The 16552-nt window shown below is 67.6% G+C and carries 14 protein-coding genes and 1 pseudogene; 8 read left to right on the top strand and 7 right to left on the bottom strand.

All coding sequences use genetic code 11. The annotated features are described in order from the left end of the window. Positions 1-2: 2 nt before the first annotated feature. Genes ACCD11_RS15655 through ACCD11_RS15640 form a run of 4 tightly spaced genes read left to right on the top strand, consistent with a single transcriptional unit; the run spans position 3 to position 3329 of the window. Positions 3-875, top strand: coding sequence for a branched-chain amino acid ABC transporter permease (locus ACCD11_RS15655; RefSeq protein WP_413314558.1), 873 nt, complete (start codon positions 3-5; stop codon positions 873-875). Then, the gene (locus ACCD11_RS15650) at positions 876-1874 is read left to right on the top strand and encodes a branched-chain amino acid ABC transporter permease (RefSeq protein WP_413314557.1); all 999 of its coding nucleotides are present in this window, start codon (positions 876-878) and stop codon (positions 1872-1874) included. Continuing rightward, positions 1871-2632 (top strand): ABC transporter ATP-binding protein, encoded by a 762-nt coding sequence (locus tag ACCD11_RS15645; protein ID WP_007830634.1) that lies wholly within the window; start codon positions 1871-1873, stop codon positions 2630-2632. The genes ACCD11_RS15650 and ACCD11_RS15645 overlap by 4 nt, the downstream gene beginning before the upstream one ends. After that, the gene (locus ACCD11_RS15640) at positions 2625-3329 is read left to right on the top strand and encodes an ABC transporter ATP-binding protein (protein ID WP_007830636.1); all 705 of its coding nucleotides are present in this window, start codon (positions 2625-2627) and stop codon (positions 3327-3329) included. Before ACCD11_RS15645 ends, ACCD11_RS15640 begins: the two co-directional genes overlap by 8 nt. Here the strand turns inward: ACCD11_RS15640 and ACCD11_RS15635 are convergent. From ACCD11_RS15635 to ACCD11_RS15625, 3 genes and pseudogenes are all read right to left on the bottom strand, one after another. After that, positions 3326-3982 carry a DsbA family protein gene (locus ACCD11_RS15635; RefSeq protein ID WP_413314556.1) on the bottom strand — a complete coding sequence of 219 codons (657 nt, stop codon included), beginning with the start codon at positions 3980-3982 and terminating at the stop codon, positions 3326-3328. The two genes, ACCD11_RS15640 and ACCD11_RS15635, sit on opposite strands and share 4 nt — an antisense overlap. Beyond that, positions 3976-4869 (bottom strand): annotated as a pseudogene (locus tag ACCD11_RS15630) (MBL fold metallo-hydrolase); the annotation flags it as partial. The pseudogene ACCD11_RS15630 and the gene ACCD11_RS15635, both read right to left, overlap by 7 nt. A 140-nt stretch (positions 4870-5009) precedes the next feature. Further along, on the bottom strand, positions 5010-5912 hold the full coding sequence (locus ACCD11_RS15625; protein WP_413314555.1) for a LysR family transcriptional regulator: 903 nt from the start codon (positions 5910-5912) through the stop codon (positions 5010-5012). A gap of 100 nt (positions 5913-6012) precedes the next feature. Between ACCD11_RS15625 and ACCD11_RS15620 the strand changes: the two genes are divergently transcribed. The 3 genes from ACCD11_RS15620 to ACCD11_RS15610 are packed head-to-tail and all read left to right on the top strand — an operon-like array spanning position 6013 to position 9217. Beyond that, entirely contained in the window at positions 6013-6960 is a 948-nt protein-coding gene (locus ACCD11_RS15620) for a hydroxymethylglutaryl-CoA lyase (protein WP_413314554.1), read from the top strand. Continuing rightward, entirely contained in the window at positions 6957-8165 is a 1209-nt protein-coding gene (locus ACCD11_RS15615) for a CaiB/BaiF CoA transferase family protein (protein ID WP_413314553.1), read from the top strand. Before ACCD11_RS15620 ends, ACCD11_RS15615 begins: the two co-directional genes overlap by 4 nt. 41 nt (positions 8166-8206) lie before the next feature. Continuing rightward, complete coding sequence (locus ACCD11_RS15610; RefSeq protein WP_413314552.1) at positions 8207-9217, top strand: tripartite tricarboxylate transporter substrate binding protein; 1011 nt, start codon at positions 8207-8209, stop codon at positions 9215-9217. Between the two features lie 129 nt (positions 9218-9346). Here the strand turns inward: ACCD11_RS15610 and ACCD11_RS15605 are convergent, their stop codons facing one another. From ACCD11_RS15605 to rpoD, 3 genes are all read right to left on the bottom strand, one after another. Further along, positions 9347-10474, bottom strand: a complete 1128-nt coding sequence (locus tag ACCD11_RS15605) for an HPP family protein (RefSeq protein ID WP_413314550.1) — start codon at positions 10472-10474, stop codon at positions 9347-9349. Between the two features lie 14 nt (positions 10475-10488). Then, a complete protein-coding gene (locus ACCD11_RS15600; RefSeq protein ID WP_413314549.1) occupies positions 10489-11724 on the bottom strand; it encodes a multidrug effflux MFS transporter in 1236 nt (411 codons plus the stop codon). Positions 11725-11825: 101 nt separating this feature from the next. Beyond that, on the bottom strand, positions 11826-14012 hold the full coding sequence (gene rpoD, locus ACCD11_RS15595) for an RNA polymerase sigma factor RpoD (protein ID WP_235507900.1): 2187 nt from the start codon (positions 14010-14012) through the stop codon (positions 11826-11828). On the opposite strand from rpoD, the gene ACCD11_RS15590 reads away from it, so the two are divergent. After that, positions 14005-14337: a hypothetical protein gene (locus ACCD11_RS15590; protein ID WP_235507901.1), complete on the top strand. Its 333-nt coding sequence runs from the start codon at positions 14005-14007 to the stop codon at positions 14335-14337. The genes rpoD and ACCD11_RS15590 overlap by 8 nt on opposite strands. A 123-nt stretch (positions 14338-14460) precedes the next feature. On the opposite strand, the gene dnaG is transcribed toward ACCD11_RS15590, so the two are convergent. After that, entirely contained in the window at positions 14461-16485 is a 2025-nt protein-coding gene (gene dnaG, locus ACCD11_RS15585; protein WP_413314547.1) for a DNA primase, read from the bottom strand. Between the last annotated feature and the right edge of the window lie 67 nt (positions 16486-16552).

Below are 16552 nucleotides of genomic sequence, written 5' to 3'. Positions count from 1 at the left end.
ATATGTTGACCATTCTTTTCGACGGCATCGCCTACGGCATGCTGCTCTTCGTGCTCGCCGTCGGCTTGGCCGTGACGCTCGGGCTGATGAACTTCATCAACCTCGCGCACGGCGCCTTCGCCATGGCGGGCGGGTACCTCACGGTGTTCGCGATGCAGAAGCTGGGCCTGCCGTTCCTGGCCTGCCTGCCGTTCGCGTTCATCGTCGTCGCGTTGGCCGGGGCGTTGCTCGAACGCACGCTCTATCGGCCGATGTACGGCAAGCCGCACCTCGATCAGGTGCTTTTTTCCATCGGCCTCGCCTTCATGGCCGTGGCGGCCGTCGACTACTTCGTGGGATCGTCGCAGCAGAACGTGCAGCTGCCCGAGTGGCTGCGCGGCCGTACCGAAATCGGGGACGGCGCGCTGCTGCTGGGCATGGGGCACTACCGGCTCTTCATCATCGGCGTGTGCGCCGTGCTCACGGTGGTGCTTCAGCTCATCCTGTCGAAGACGCGCTTCGGCAGCCGGCTGCGCGCGGCGGTCGACGACCCGCGCGTGGCGGCGGGGCTGGGCATCAACGTGAACATCGTGTTCCTGCTGACCTTCGCCGTGGGCTCCGGGCTCGCGGGGTTGGGCGGTGCGCTGGGCGCGGAAATTCTCGGGCTCGACCCGACCTTCCCGCTCAAGTACATGATCTATTTCCTGATCGTGGTGTCGGTCGGCGGCACCTCGTCGATCACCGGGCCGCTCGCGGCGGCGCTGCTGCTGGGCATCGCCGACGTGGCGGGCAAGTACTTCATTCCGAAGATGGGTGCGTTCACCGTCTACCTGCTGATGATCCTCATATTGATGTGGCGGCCCCAGGGCCTGTTCACCCGCAAAGGGGGGCGCTGAATGAGCACGCCTTCTTCTGCGACCGATTTCCAGTCGGCCCTGCTGCGCAAGGCGCGCTGGCACCCGCTCGAGTTCGTCGTCTGGGCCGCGGCCTTCGCGCTGCCGCTCGTGATGCCTTCGCACTCGCTGCTGATCAACGAGATCGCCATCGTCGCGCTGTTTGCGATGTCGCTCGACCTGATCCTCGGCTACACCGGCATCGTGTCGCTGGGCCATGCCGCCTTCTTCGGCTTCGGCGCGTATGCGGCGGCGCTGTTCGCCAAGCTCGTGATGCCCGACCCGACCGTGGGGCTCGTGGTCGCCACCGTGCTCTCCGCGCTGCTGGGCCTCGTCGCCAGCGTGACGATCTTGCGCGGCAGCGACCTCACGCGCCTGATGGTCACGCTCGGCACCGCGCTGCTGCTGCTCGAACTCGCCAACAAGCTCGACTGGCTGACCGGCGGTGCCGACGGCCTGCAGGGCGTGGTGATGGGACCGGTGCTCGGCCTGTTCGACTTCGACCTGTACGGCCGCACGGCCGCCTGGTATTCGCTGGCCGTGATGCTGCTGCTGTTCCTGCTGATGCGCCGGCTGGTGCATTCGCCGTTCGGCGCGACGCTCAAGGCCATCCGCGACAACCGGCTGCGTGCCATGGCCATCGGCATCCCGGTGGTGTCGCGCCTTGCGGTCATCTACACCGTGGCAGCCGGCATCGCCGGCGCCGCGGGCGCGCTGCTGGCGCAGACCACCGGCTTCGCCTCGCTCGACGTGCTGGCCTTCGACCGCTCGGCCGACGTGCTGCTGATGCTCGTCATCGGCGGCGTGGGCTGGCTCTATGGCGGCGTGGCGGGCGCCATCGTGTTCAAGCTGCTGCAGACCTGGCTGTCGGCCGTGACGCCGCAGTACTGGATGTTCTGGATCGGCCTGATCCTGGTGCTGCTGGTGCTGGTCGGGCGCGACCGGCTGCTGAAGCCCTGGACGTGGTTCGGCGCCGGCAAGAAGAAGGGGGGAGCGGCATGAGCGACACCGTTCTTTCCACCCACGGCCTCGTGATGCGCTTCGGCGGCATCACGGCCACCAACAACGTGTCGATGGAGCTCAAGCGCGGCGCGCGCCATGCGCTGATCGGCCCCAACGGCGCGGGCAAGACCACGCTGATCAACCAGCTCACGGGCGTGCTCACGCCGACCGAAGGCCGCATCACGCTGCTGGGCGAAGACATCACGACGCTCGCGCCGCACAAGCGCGTGGCGCGCGGGTTGGTGCGCACGTTCCAGATCAACCAGTTGTTCGATTCGATGACGCCGCTCGAAACGCTGGCGCTCGTGGTGTCGCAGCACCAGGGCATCGGCGCGCAATGGTGGCGTCCGCTGGGCGCCAGCAAGGCGATCGCCGAGCGCGCGACGCAACTGCTCGAGCAATTCCACCTGAGCGACGTGGCACAACAGCAGGTGAAGCACCTGGCTTATGGCAAGCGCCGCCTGCTGGAGATCGCCATCGCGCTGGCCTGCGAGCCGCGCGTGCTGCTGCTCGACGAGCCGGTGGCGGGCGTGCCCGCCGGCGAGCGCGAGGAGCTGCTGCAAACCGTGGCCGCGCTGCCGGCCGACGTGTCGGTGCTGCTCATCGAGCACGACATGGACCTGGTGTTCAGCTTTGCCGACCGCATGACGGTGCTGGTCAACGGCACGCTGCTGACCGAGGGCGACCCTGAAACCATCGCCAACGATCCCAAGGTGAAAGAGGTCTATCTGGGCCACGGAGAAACCGCCCATGTCTGAGCTGCTGCGCATCGAGAACCTGAGTGCCGGCTACGGCGAGGCCGTGGTGCTGCACGACGTGGCGTTCGCGCTCGGCGAGGGCCAGACGCTGGCGCTGCTGGGCCGCAATGGCACGGGCAAGACCACGCTGATCAATACGCTCGCGGGCGCCACGCGCCAGCATGGCGGCAGCATCGCGCTGAGCGGACAGGCGCTGCACAAGCTGGCGCCGCACCAGCGCGCGGCAGCCGGCATCGGCTGGGTGCCGCAGGAGCGCAACATCTTCAAGTCGCTCACCGTGCACGAGAACCTCACGGCCGTGGAACGGCCGGGCAAGTGGAATCCGCAACGGGTCTACGAGATGTTCCCGCGTCTCGCAGAGCGCAAGACCAACCTCGGCACGCAGCTGTCGGGCGGCGAGCAGCAGATGCTGGCCGTGGGCCGCGCGCTGGTGCTGAACCCCAAGCTGCTGCTGCTCGACGAGCCACTCGAAGGGCTCGCGCCGATCATTGTGGAAGAGCTGCTGCGCGCCATCCGCCGCATCACGCAGGACGAGGGGCTGGCCGCGATCATCGTGGAGCAGCATCCGCAGGCGATCCTCGCGATCTCCGACGAAGCAGTGGTGTTGGACCACGGCACCATCGTGCACAAGGACAGCGCCGCGGCGCTGCGCACCCAGCCGCAGGTGCTGGACCGGCTGCTGGGCGTGGCGCGCTAGACGAGTTCCGCGAGGCGCGCCTTCCAGTCTTCGGTACGGCCCAGCCACGGGCCGATCTCGATGCGGCTGGCGCTGCCATCGGCCCGCGTCAGCACGAAGGTCGGGAATCCCTGGCCGCCCGCACGTTGCAGCAGCTGGCGGCTTTCGGCGATGTGCTGCGCGGTCGCTTCTCCCGCCAGGCGCTCGACGGCTGCAGCAAAGGCTTCGGTATCGAAACCGAGTTCCGCGGCCACCGCCTTCAGCACTTGCGCGTCGGCGATGCGTCGGCCTTCGACATAGTGCGCACGCTGCAGGCGATGCACCATGTCCAGCCCACCGCCTGAGCGCAGCGATTCGGCCGCGAGGATGGCGGTGATCGGCGGCTCGGAATCCATCACCGCGCCGGTGTCGCGCAGCAGTCCTTCGAAGTAGCCTTCGCCGAAGGGCTGGCCCGTCATCTCGGCGATGCGCCGGTCGTGCGGTATCACGTACTCGCGCCACTGCGGCGTGATTGCGCGGCGGTTGGCGCCGGTCATCATGCCGCCGCCATGGAACGCGACCTGCAGGCCCGGCACGTTGCGCGCCGCGTCGACCAGCGGCGCCGCGGCGTAGCACCAGCCGCACAGCGGGTCGAAGATGTAGTGCAGGGTGATGGTGTCGTTCACTGCGGCCATTTCATTTCTCCCTTGATGACCTTGGCGCCGAGTTCCAGCGACGAAGTGCCTTCCAGCTTCGGGTAGCGCTTCTTCATCGCGGCGATCAGCGCGACCGAGTCCTTGGCCTTGGCGGCTTCGACTTCGAAGGCCTTCAGGTAGTCGCGCGTGAACTTCACAGAGGCCAGCGTGTACGGCGCCGAGCCGTTGGTATTCGGCAGGTAGTGGCCGGGCACCACGGTCTTCGGGTGCAGTGCCTTGATGCGGCCGAGCGTCTTGATCCATTCCTGGCGCGATTCGGGCGTCTGCGTGTCGGCCACCCACACGTGGATGTTGGCCGAGACGGGGATGCCGCCGACCACGGCCTTCAGCGAAGGAATCCAGCCGAAGGTGCGTTCGGGCGTGGGGCCGTCGAGGCCGACGACCTGGATCTTGCGGCCTTCGAGCGTGAGGCTGTCACCGGCCAGCGGCTCGGGCACGAGCAGCGCCTTGGGCGCGTTGTCCTTGAGGATCGGGCCCCAGTGCGCGAGCTTGCCGTCCTTCGAGGCCTGGATCGCGGCCACGGTCTGCGGCGTGGCGACGATCTTTGCGTCGGGGAAGGCGGCCTGGATCACGTCGAGGCCGAAGTAGTAGTCGGGATCGCTGTGGCTGATGTAGACCGTGGTGAGCTTCTTGCCCGTGGCCTTGATCTTCTGCACCAGCGCCTCGGCGTCGTTGCGCTGGAACTGGGCGTCGATCAGCACGGCGTCGGTCTGGCCCGTGACGATTTCCGAAGAGACCGGGAACATCGATTTCGTGCCGGGGTTGTAGACGTCGAGCTTGAGCGGCTGGGCCGCCTGCGCGGCAAGCGGGGCGAGGCTCAGCGTGGTGGCGAGGGCAGCGGCGGAGAGGAGGGCTCTGCGGAACATGGCGGCGATCTTTCTGAATGTGTGATGCGAAGAGGTGACAGCGCTGAATGCCCCGAATGTTAGGTTGCGAGAATCGAAACAAAAACCTGATGATTCACAACGAATAGTTTCGGATTTCGGCCGAATGAGCTTCCGGGTCGTCAGTCCGTGGCGCATCTCTCGAGGTGCGCGACCAGCAGTTGCGCCGACGGCGACAGCGCCGCCTCGCCGCGAAAGCAGATCGCGAAACGCCGCCGCGCCCACGCGTCGGTGAGCGGCATCAGCCGCAGGCCGAAGGCATCGGTGAAGGGCCGCGCCACCTCCGCCGGCACCACGCTGATCGCCAGTCCGGCCCGCACCACCCGCAGTGCCGCGTCGAAGTTGGAGACCAGGACGCGGTACACCAGCGGCTTGCCCGCCACCGCCGCCTCGCGCGCCAGCATCAACTGCACGGCGCTCAGCGCCGGCATGCCGACGAATTCGTGGTCGAGCACCTGCTCGAAGCGCACCTGCTCGTGCCTTGCGACGGGATGCGACGGGTGCGCGACGATGGCGAGGTGGTCGGAGCGGTAGTTGCGCCGTTCCAGGCCGTCGAGGTCGGCGGCATCCCAGCACAGGCCAATGGAAGCGCTGCCCTCGCGGATGCCGCGCACGATCTCGGGGCTTACGCGCTCTTCCATGTCGACGCGGATGTTGCGGTGGGCCGGGTCCTTCAGAAAGCCCGCCACGTCTTCCGCCAGCGACTCGGCCATGACCGAGGCCGAGGCCAGGATGCGCACGTGCCCGCGAGCGCCGCCCGCGTAGGCGGCCATGTCGCGCTCGATGCGGTTCACGCTGCCGAGCATCGCGCGGGCGTGCTCCAGCAGGGTTTCGCCGGCCGGCGTGGGCACCACGCCGCGGCGCTTGCGCAGCAGCAGCGGCGTGCCCACCGCTTCTTCGAGCTGGGCCAGCCGCTTGCTGATGGCCGAGCCGACGATGCTGGCCTGCTCGCCGGCGCGCGCGATGCTGCGCGTTTCGCAGACGGCGACGAACAGGCGCAGGGTGGTGAGGTCGAGGTCTCTCATGGTGTTCCGCTTCGGAAGCAAATGGCTTCCAAAATATACCTTCTGGGTCGAATCGGAACTTCTAATATTCACGTCGTACCCTCACGACGGAGACAAAGTCTTGATTCACCCCTTCCTGCCGCCATGCGCGGTCGTTCGCGAAGTGGGCCTGCGCGACGGCCTGCAGAGCATTGCCCGTGTGCTGCCCACCGCACGCAAGCTCGAATGGATCCGCGACGCGCATGCGGCCGGCCAGCGCGAGATCGAAGTCGGCTCCTTCGTGCCGGCGCACCTGCTGCCGCAGCTGGCGGACACGGCCGAGCTGCTGGCCTATGCGAAGACCTTGCCCGGGCTCTTCGCCTCGGTGCTGGTGCCCAACCTGAAGGGCGCGGAGCGCGCCATCGCGGGCGGGGCCGACCTGATGATCGTGCCGCTCTCGGCCAGCCACGCACACAGCCTCGCCAACCTGCGCAAGACGCCCGACGAGGTGGTGGCCGAGGTGGGCCGCATCCGCGCCGCGCGCGATGCGGCGGGCTCGAAGACGCTCATCGACGGCGGCGTGGGCACGGCCTTCGGCTGCACGCTCCAGGGCCATGTCGACGCCGACGAAGTGCTGCGGCTGATGCAGGCGCTGCTCGACGCGGGCGCCGACCGCGTGAGCCTTGCCGACACCGTCGGCTATGCCGATCCGGCGATGGTCCGTAGCCTGTTCGAGCGCGCGCTGCGCATTGCGGGCGACCGGCTGTGGTGCGGCCACTTCCATGACACGCGCGGCCTCGGGCTGGCCAATGTCTACGCGGCGCTGGAAGTCGGCGTGACGCGCTTCGACGCCTGCCTCGCCGGCATCGGCGGCTGCCCGCATGCGCCCGGGGCCAGCGGCAACGTCGACACCGAAGACCTCGTCTTCATGCTCGAGAGCATGGGCGTCGCGACGGGCGTCGATCTGCCGAAGCTGCTCGAGCTGCGCAAGCGCGTGGCAGGCTGGCTCGAAGGCGAAACGCTGCAGGGCACGGTATGGCGCGCGGGCTTTCCAAAGACCTTCGCGGCCACGGCGGGGGTCGCGGCATGAGCACCGCAGGCACCGAAGAAAAGCGCCTGCCGCTGGCTGGCATCCGCGTGGTCGAGTTCACGCACATGGTCATGGGGCCGACCTGCGGAATGGTGCTCGCGGACCTGGGCGCCGAGGTCATCAAGGTCGAGCCGATCGAGGGCGACCGCACGCGGCACCTGCTGGGCGCGGGGGCTGGCTTCTTTCCCATGTTCAACCGCAACAAGAAGAGCATTGCGCTCGACCTCAAGAAGCTCGAGGGGCTCGAGGCCGCGCTGCGCCTGTGCGCCACGGCCGACGTGGTGGCGCAGAACTTCAAGCCAGGCACCATGGACAAGTACGGCCTGGGCTATGCCGCCCTCGGCAAGCTCAACCCGCGCCTCGTGTACGTGAACCACACCGGCTTCCTGCCCGGCCCGTACGAGCACCGCACTGCGCTCGACGAGGTGGTGCAGATGATGGGCGGCCTCGCCTACATGACCGGCCGCCCCGGCGACCCGCTGCGCGCGGGCACGAGCGTGAACGACATCATGGGCGGCATGTTCGGCGCCATCGGCGCGATCGCCGCGCTGATGCAGCGCGCCGAGACCGGCAAGGGGCAGGAGGTGCAGTCTGCGCTGTTCGAGAACAACGTGTTCCTGGTCGGCCAGCACATGCTGCAGTACGCGATCACCGGGCAGGCCGCCGCGCCGATGCCCGAGCGCATCTCGGCGTGGGCGCTGTACGACGTGTTCACTGTGAAGGACGGCGAGCAGATCTTTCTGGCCGCGGTGAGCGACGCGCAGTGGAAGACCTTCTGTGACGCGCTCGGCTTCGACGACCTGAAGGCCGACCCGGCCCTGCGCACCAACAACGACCGGGTGCGTTTGCGGCCCACGCTGCTGGCCGATCTGCGCCAGCGCCTGGCTGATCGTTCGGCAGCGGATCTGTCGGCGATCTTCGAGGCCAGGGGCCTGCCGTTCGCGCCGATCACGCGGCCGGAAGACCTGTACGAAGACCCGCACCTGAAGGCCACCGGCGGGCTCGTGGACATCCGCCTGCCCGACGGCGAGCGTGCCGGCGAAACGGCGCAGACGACACTGTTCCCGATCACGCTCGGCGGCGAGCGCCTCGGCGTGCGCCTGAATCCACCCACGCTCGGCGAGCACACGCGCGAACTGCTGGCCGAACTGGGCTATGCAAGCGAGCAGGTGGACGCCCTGCTCGCCGATTCGGCAGTGGCCTGATCCTGCGATCCTTTTTCGAAGACATAAAGAGAGACAAGACCATGACGAAGACACTTCCCTCGACGAACCTGGATCGCCTGAACCGCCGCGCGGTGCTCGGCCTCGGCGCGTGCGCCGCCGCGGTGGCCGCGATGGGTGCGCGCCCGGCGCTCGCGCAGGGCTCCGACAAGCCCGTCCGCTTCATCCTGCCGATCAGCGCCGGCTCGGGCGTCGACACCATCGTGCGCGCGGCGGCGCCCGCGCTCGGCAAGGCCTTCGGCCAGCCGGTGGTGATCGAGAACCTGCCGGGTGCGGGCGGCATCACCGGCGCGGCGGCCATCGTCAAGGCCGCGCCCGACGGACTCACGCTGGGCATGGTGTCGAACAACCACGTCATCAATCCGGCGGTGTTCAAGAAGATGCCCTTCGACGCGATCAACGACGTCACGCCGATCAGCGTGGTGGGCGCGACGCCGCTGGTGCTGCTGGTGAACCCGAAGGTGCCCGCGAAGAACGTGAAGGAACTGGTGGCGCTGCTGCGCGCCAAACCCGAGGGCTACAACTACGCCTCGTCGGGCAACGGCACCATCATCCATCTTGCCGGCGAGATGTTCATGGACGAGGCCGGCGTGAAGGCGCGGCACATCCCCTACAAGGGCACCGGGCCGATGGTGACCGACATGATCGGCGGGCAGGTCGAGATGGGCGTGGTCGCGCTGCCGGCCGTGCAGCAGCACATCCGGAGCGGTGCGCTGCGCGCCATCGGCCTGTGCGGCGCGACGCGCTCGCCGGCAGCGCCGGAGATTCCGACCATCGCGGAGCAGGGGCTGCCGAACTACGTGGTCGAAGGCTGGTTCGCGGTGATCGGCCCGCCGAAGATGCAGGCGGCCGACGTGCAGCGCGTGCACGATGCGGTGGCCGCCGCTTTCGCGAGCCCCGAAGTGCGCGAGGCGATGGACAAGCAGGGCAACGTCGTCAGGCCCACGACGCCCGAGCAGGCCGCGAGCTACTTCCGCAGCGAGGCCGCGCGCTATGCGGCGCTGGTGAAGAAAGCGAACGTGGTGCTGGAGTAAGGGCCTTGCTCCTTCCCCTTCTGGGGAAGGCTGGGATGGGGGCTGGCGGCCGTCGACGAGGCGCTGCGTCGTGGTCGATGCCGTCGTGCCCCCCACCCCGACCCTCCCCCGGCAGGGGAGGAGGAAAAATCAAGCCGGCCCGACGGCGCGGTACAACGCCCGCACGAAGTCCGACTGCGTGATCATCCCCGTCAACCGCTTCTCGCCGTCGATGATCGGGATATGGTGATGCCCGCCCTCGGAGAACAGCGGCACCAGGTCGACCACGGGCCGGTCGGCGCTGGCCACGCGCACCTGGCGCGTCATGATCTGGCCAACCACCTCGGGCTTGTTCGACATCACCGTGCGCGTGGCGCGGATCAGGTCGCGCAGCTTGCCGGCGATGCCGTCATGGTGCTGCAGGTCGAGCTGGCGGAAGAAGTCGGCCTGCGTGACGATGCCGACCACGCGGCGCGTGCGGTCGGTGACGGGCAGGGCCTTGATGTGTCGTTCGTGCATCAGCGCCCAGGCTTCCTGCAGCGGCGTGCCGAACTCCACCGAGATGGGCACGCTGGACATGATGTCGGCGCAGGTCAGCGTACCGAGGCGCCGCTTGTACGACTCGAGCTCGGTTTCGCGGATCAGCGATTCGAGGTCGTCGCGGCTGATGTCGAGCACCTGGTTGTAGCGGGCCAGCACCGCGTCGATGTCGGCCTGGCTGAAGCGCGCATCGGCCGCGGGCGGACGCACCACCTGCACGTGCGGGTAGCGCCGCCCGGTGAGCGTGTTGTAGGCCACGCCGGCCAGCACCAGCAGCAGCGAGTTGGTGAAGAAGGGGAAGAGGGCGGACGAGAAATGCGTGGTGTGCGTCAGCACCGCCAGCAGCGCCGCGGCGCCGCCGGGCGGATGCAGGCAGCGCGCGCTGAACATCAGGCCGATGGCGCCCGCCACGGCCACGGCGGCGGCCAGCGCGGAGTCGGGAATCCAGTTGACGGCCGCGATGCCGACCACCGCCGACAGCGTGTTGCCGCCGATGACCGACCACGGCTGCGCCAACGGGCTCGCCGGCACCGCGAACACCAGCACGGCGCTGGCGCCCAGCGGTGCGATCAGCCAGACGGTCGCGGCCAGCGGGCCGGCCAGCCAGCGGCACAGCAGCGCCGTGACCAGCAGCCCGAGGCCGGCGCCCGCAACCGCGCGCAGCCGCTCGCGCGCATCGACGGTGGTGCGGCCCGGCAGCCAGGCGCGCGCATGATTCAGGAGTGCCTCGAACCGCATCGCAGCCTCCGTCCTCAGCCTTCGTGAGCCACCAGGCGCCCGATCTCGGGCCAGCGGCCATGCAGCCACACCCATGCGATCAGGCCGATGCCGAGCATGCCCATGGAGGTCAGCGCCAGCGCGAGCGTCGAGTGCATCACCAGCGGCGCCACCGCGCCGGCCACCACGCCGTTGGCGGTGGAGCCGATCACCGCCTGCAGCGACGAGGCCATGCCGCGGCGCTCCGGGTGCAGGTCGAGCACCAGCAACGTGACCACCGGCACCATCAGCGCCCAGCCGAAGGCGAACACCGCGAGCGGCCACAGCGCCCAGGCCACGTGCGCCTCGAAGAAGGTGTTGGCCACCACGTTGACCACCGAGGTCGCCAGCATGATGACGAAGCCGTCGCGGATCTGCCGCTTGGGCGCCACCTTGCCGGCCATGCGGCCGCTGGCGCGCGCGCCGAGCATGATGCCGCCGATCGTCAGCAGGAAGAACCAGAAGAACTGCTGCGGCTGCAGCGCGAGGTGGTCGCCCAGGAACGCGGGCGCGGCCAGCACGTAGAGGAACATGCCGTTGAAGGGCACGCCGCTGGCAAAGGCCAGCAGCAGGAAACGCGGATCGGAGCACAGGTCCCAGTAGCCGCGCAGCAGGTGCCGCACCTGGAAGGGCTGGCGGTGGTCCTTGTGCAGCGTCTCGGGCAGCAGCTTGTAGTTGGCGGCGAACAGCACCACGCCCACCGCCACCAGGAACCAGAACACCGCATGCCAGCCCGCGTGCACGAACAGGAAGCCGCCGATGATCGGTGCGATGGCCGGGGCCACGCCGAAGTAGATCGTCACCTGGCTCATCACCCGCTGCGCCTCGGCCGGCGGGAACATGTCGCGGATCACCGCGCGCGAGACCACGATGCCGGCTCCGGTCGAGAGGCCCTGCAGCCCTCGGAACAGCACGAGCTGCGTGATGTTCTGCGACAGCGCGCAGCCCAGCGAGGCGAGCGTGAACACGGCCAGTCCCCACAGCACCACAGGCCGGCGGCCGAAGCTGTCCGACAGCGCACCGTGGAACAGGTTCATGAACGCGAAGCCGAACAGGTAGGCCGAGAGCGTCTGCTGCATCTCGGCCGGCGTGGCACCGATGGAGCGCGCAATGCCCGAGAAGGCCGGGATGTAGGTGTCGATGGAGAAGGGCCCGAGCATGCCGAGCACTGCGAGCAGCACGGCAAGCGCCCAGCGCGGGGCCTGCCAGAGTTTGTCTGCATCGGGATTCATGGAAGTTGCTCCATTCTTCTTGTCGTGTGCGGCTCCCAAAAGAGAGCGCCCGCCGCCCGGTGAGGGGCGAGGCGGGCGCTTGTGGCTTCAGGGAACCCGGATTACAGAGTATCGATGAAGCTGCGCAGCTTGTCGGAGCGGCTCGGGTGCTTCAGCTTGCGCAGCGCCTTGGCCTCGATCTGGCGGATGCGCTCACGCGTCACGTCGAACTGCTTGCCGACTTCTTCCAGCGTGTGGTCCGTGCTCATCTCGATGCCGAAGCGCATGCGCAGCACCTTGGCTTCGCGCGGCGTGAGCGAGTCCAGGATGTCCTTCACCACGTCGCGCAGGCCGGCTTGCATGGCGGCCTCGATGGGCGCCGTGTTGCTGCTGTCCTCGATGAAGTCGCCCAGATGCGAATCGTCGTCGTCGCCGATGGGGGTTTCCATCGAGATCGGCTCCTTCGCGATCTTCATGATCTTGCGGATCTTGTCTTCCGGGATCTCCATCTTCGCGGCCAGGATGCCGGCGTCGGGCTCGAAGCCGAACTCCTGCAAGTGCTGGCGCGAGATGCGGTTCATCTTGTTGATCGTCTCGATCATGTGCACCGGGATGCGGATGGTGCGCGCCTGGTCGGCGATCGAGCGCGTGATGGCCTGGCGGATCCACCACGTGGCATAGGTCGAGAACTTGTAGCCGCGGCGGTATTCGAACTTGTCGACCGCCTTCATGAGGCCGATGTTGCCTTCCTGGATCAGGTCCAGGAACTGCAGGCCGCGGTTGGTGTACTTCTTGGCGATGGAAATCACGAGGCGCAGGTTGGCTTCGATCATTTCCTTCTTGGCATCGCGCGAAGACGATTCGCCTTCGTTCATGCGCTTGTTGATGTCCTTGAGCTGGGTCAGCGGCACCACCACGCGCGACTGGATGTCGGTCAGGCGTTGCTGCAGTTCCTGCACCGGCGGAATGTTGCGCGCGAGCACGGCGCTCCAGGGCTTGCCGGCGGCGGCCTGCTTCTCGACCCACTTGAGGTTCAGGAGGTTCGACGCGATGCGGTTGCCGTTCTTGTCGTAGCCGCTGAAGTCGCGGATGAACTCGTCCTGCGGGAAGCCGCACTTGTCCACGATGATGCGGCGAAGCTCGCGCTCCTTCTTGCGCACGTCGTCGACCTGCGTGCGCACCAGGTCGCACAGCTTCTCGATGGTCTTGGCCGTGAAGCGGATGGTCATCAGCTCTGCGGACAGGGCCTCCTGGGCCTTGACGTACGCGGGGGTGCCGTAGCCTTCCTTGTCGTAGATCTTGTGGACCTTCTCGAACATTCCGGCGATGCGGTCGAAGCGCTCGAGCGCTTCGCGCTTGAGTTCCTCGAGCTTCTTGGTCAGGGCCTTGGAGCCGCCCTTGCCGTCATCGTCGTCTTCCTCGTCGAATTCGTCGAAGTCTTCTTCGGCCACGTAGTCGTCGGCCTCGTTGGGATTCGAGAAGCCGTCGACGATGGTCGAGATGACGACCTTGCCTTCGCGGATCTCGGCGGCCAGGCGCAGGATCTCGGCGATGGTGGCAGGGGAGGCCGAGATGGCCTCCATCATGGCCATCAGGCCGCCTTCGATGCGCTTGGCGATTTCGATTTCGCCTTCGCGCGTCAGCAGCTCGACCGTGCCCATTTCGCGCATGTACATGCGAACCGGGTCGGTGGTGCGGCCGAATTCGCTGTCCACCGTGGACAGAGCCGCTTCGGCTTCTTCCTCGGCTTCTTCCACCGTGGTGGCGGTGGGCGCGGTGTTGTTCAGCAGCAGGGTTTCGGCGTCGGGCGTCTGCTCGTACACCGCCACGCCCATGTCGTTGAGCATGGTGACCACGACTTCCATGGTCTCGGCGTCGACCAGCTTGTCGGGCAGGTGGTCGGAGATTTCGCCGTGCGTGAGGTAGCCGCGGGTCTTGCCCAGCGTGATCAGGGTCTTCAGGCGCGAACGGCGCTTGGCCAGGTCTTCTTCGGAGAGCACGGTCTCGTCGAGGCCGAATTCCTTCATCAAGGCGCGTTCCTTCGCCTTGCTGATCTTCATGCGCAGCGGCTTGACCTTTTCTTCGGTGGTCGTGGCAGCCGCGGGCTCGTCGCCGGCCAGATCTTCCTCGATGTCCGACAGGTCGATGTCGTTCTCGGGCGCATCCTTGTCAGCCTTGGGCTTGCGGCCGCGCTTGGCGCCGGTGGCAGGCGTGGCGGCGCCGGCGGCCTTGGGCGGGCGGCCGACTTTCTTGGCTGCCGGGGCGGCTGCTTTTTTGGGATCGTCGAGAGAGGTCGATTTCGTGGGCACGGTTTTCACTTTCGTTGCGGCTGCCGATCTGGATGCGGCGGCGGCCGTCTTGGTTGCCGGCTTCGCGCCGGCTTTCAACGGTTTCTCTGCTGCGGGCTTGGTGGCGACGCTTTTGGCAAGTGAAGGAGCAGGCTTCTTTGAACTGGGCATACGACCTCGTTACGGCAAGAAAGAACAAGCGAAATCACAGGCGCACCGTCACACGGACAGCGCCACCACAGCCCGTGCACAGGCACGGACTAAAAACAATTGGGAAAGAGGAATGAATTCCTCAGCAGGCAAGATGTCGGGCGAACATTTGGTATGCAGTCCTTGCGGTTATTGACCCTTTCCGCCGGAATTTACCGTTGGAGTGCGTTGCGCTAGGGGTCGGCCCGGAGGTGCTGCTGTCGCTCTTGCCTAATTTCGCCAGTTGCGAAGCCCTACATTATAGCGTGTTGCGCAAATTTCAAGCAGTTTCTGAACCCGAGGCGCGCAGGCGGGCGCGCAATTCGAGCCGCCGGGTCTCCAGCGCCTTGTAGCGCTCCAGGGCTTTCGGGTCTTTCCCGACGGCCGCGATGGCTTCGCTCTGCTGGGCCTTGAGGCGGTCGTCGAGCATGAAATCGAGCACGCTGGCGAGTTCGCGGGCGGCGTCGGCCAGGTGCTGCGCTTCTTCGCCCTCGGGGATGGGACCGGCTTCGGAGACGGACATCAACCGCTCGGCCAGCGGCTCGAAGCCGAGTCCGCGCAGGCCTTCGCGCAGGGCTGCCCAGGGCTGGACACCGTGCTCGTGCAGCTGGCTGTCGAGCCAGGTGAAGAGGGCACCGTGATGGCCGGGCAGTTCGCAGAGCATCAGGTGAAGCTCGTGCGACAGGGCTTCCCACTGCGCCATGTTCGACAACAGCAGCCGCACCGCCACGTCGGGGCGGCTGGGCGGGGCGCCGCGTCCGCGCAGGGGCTCGATGGGTTCCTCGAATTTGCCGCCCCAGCGCTTGCCCTTGGTGAACTTGCCGCGCTGCTGGAACTTGGGCTTGCTATCGCTTTCATAGCGAGGCGGTTCGTAGTCCTGGGGCGGGGGCATGTCCGGGTAGTAGTCATCACTGCCGCCACCGCTGAAGCCCGAGGGCTCGCTGGGGCGCTGCGGCGCCGGTGCGCCCCCGGCCTTGCGCGGGCCGGGTGTGGAGGCCCAGAGATCCGACAGCGCCGCCGCATCGAGCTGCACCAGCGTTGCGATCTCGCTCAGCAACTGGCGCTTGAGTGCGCCGTCGGGCATGGCGCTCCAAAGCGGGCGCACGTTGCTCGTCATGTGGGCGCGGCCCTCGGCGGAAGTCAGGTCGCAGCCTTCGCGGGCGGCTTCGAGCATGAAGCGCGACAGCGGCGTTGCCTCGTTCACGAAGCGGGCGAAAGCCTCGGCGCCGTGCTCGCGGATGAAGCTGTCGGGGTCGTGCTCGGCCGGCAGGAACAGGAACTTGATGCTGCGCACATCGGTGGCGTAGGGCAGCGCGCCGTCGAGCGCCTTGCGCGCAGCGCGCCGGCCCGCGGCGTCGCCGTCGAAGCTGAACACCACCGATTCGGTGAAGCGGAAGAGCTTCTGCACGTGCTCCGTGGTGCAGGCCGTGCCGAGCGTGGCCACCGCGTTCGGAAAACCGAGCTGCGCCAGCGCCACCACGTCCATGTAGCCTTCGGTGACCAGCGCATAGCCGCGGTCGCGGAAGGCGGCGCGGGCTTCGTAGAGCCCGTAGAGCTCGCGGCCCTTGCTGAAAACGGGCGTTTCGGGCGAGTTCAGGTACTTGGGCTTCTCGTCGCCCAGCACCCGGCCGCCGAAGCCGATGCATTCGCCCTTCACATTGCGGATGGGGAACATCACGCGGTCGCGGAAGCGGTCGTAGCGCTTGGCCTCGGCCTCGCTGAGCTGGCCTTCCTCGTTGTTGACGATCACCAGCCCGCTCTCGGCGAGCAGGGGGTCGTCATAGTCGGGAAACACGCTGGCGAGCGCGCGCCAGCCGGCCGGCGCATAGCCGATGCCGAACTGCTTGGCCACTTCGCCCGACACCCCCCGGCCCTTGAGGTATTCGATGGCGCCGGGCGCCTGCCGCAGGTGCTTGCGGTAGGCGTCGCCGGCCTTTTCGAGCACGTCGCTCAGCGTGGCCTGCTTCTGGCGCTGGCTGGCGGCGCGGGCGCGCTCGGCGGGGGAGGCGTCGTCTTCCGGCACCTGCAGGCCGTACTGGCCGGCCAGGTCGTGCACCGCCTCGACGAAGCCCATGCCGGCATGCTCCATCAGAAAGCCGATGGCGTTGCCATGCACCCCGCAGCCGAAGCAGTGATAGAACTGCTTGGTCGGGCTGACGGAGAAGGAGGGCGATTTCTCGCCGTGGAACGGGCACAGGCCCATGAAATTGGCGCCGGCCTTCTTGAGCTGCACATAGCGGCCGACGATCTCGACCACATCGGCGCGTGCGATGAGTTCCTGGATGAATGAAGCGGGGATGGTCATGTAGGCGAAGAGCGGCAAATCATACGCAAGCGGGCGAAGCCTCGCGCCCCGGCGGCATACTGAAAGC

It is taken from the genome of Variovorax sp. Varisp36, assembly GCF_047304235.1.
GTDB lineage: Bacteria > Pseudomonadota > Gammaproteobacteria > Burkholderiales > Burkholderiaceae_C > Variovorax.
This window is presented reverse-complemented; position numbering and strand designations above follow the sequence as displayed.